This window comes from Streptomyces recifensis (genome assembly GCF_002154615.1).
Classification (GTDB): Bacteria; Actinomycetota; Actinomycetes; order Streptomycetales; family Streptomycetaceae; genus Streptomyces; species Streptomyces griseoluteus.
In genome coordinates this window covers 1-500 of the sequence record NZ_MUNH01000898.1, presented here as the reverse complement: position 1 = coordinate 500, position 500 = coordinate 1, and the positions used below count along the sequence as shown (strand labels likewise).

The 500-nt window shown below is 69.4% G+C and carries 1 protein-coding gene; it reads left to right on the top strand.

Going from position 1 to position 500, the window contains the following annotated elements:
* Positions 1 to 175: 175 nt before the first annotated feature.
* Positions 176 to 500 (top strand): acyl-CoA dehydrogenase family protein (locus tag CCN33_RS30685; protein WP_140394784.1); only part of this gene is annotated, 325 nt, incomplete at its 3' end.

The following is a 500-nucleotide window of genomic DNA, read 5'->3' as shown; positions in this document are numbered from 1 at the left end:
GCGGACGGCACCCTGACGGCGCTCCCGGCCGCCGTGGGCCGTCAAGTGGAGATGGGCACCCTCCTGGCCGTCGTCGAGCCGAAGTAACCCCAGGGGCGCGGAGCCGCACCGATGTGCGGCTGCCGCCGCGTGAGCGCGACCAGCCACGAACAACCTGCACCCGAAGGAGTAAAAGGTGACCACCCTCATCGAAAGCGAAGAGCACCAGGCCCTCCGCAAAGCGGTCTCCGCCCTCGGTAAGCGTTACGGCCGCGACTACCTCACCCGGGTCATGGCCGAGGGCCGCTACCCCACCGAACTCTGGCAAGAGGCCGCCAAGCTGGGCTACCTGGGCGTCAGCCTCCCGGAGGAGTACGGCGGCGGAGGCGGCGGCATAGCCGAACTCTCCATCGTCCTGGAAGAGCTGGGCGCCTCGGGAGCCCCTCTCCTGATGCTGGTCGTCTCCCCGGCCATCTGCGGCACGGTGATCTCCCGTTTCGGCACCGAGGACCAGAAGCGCG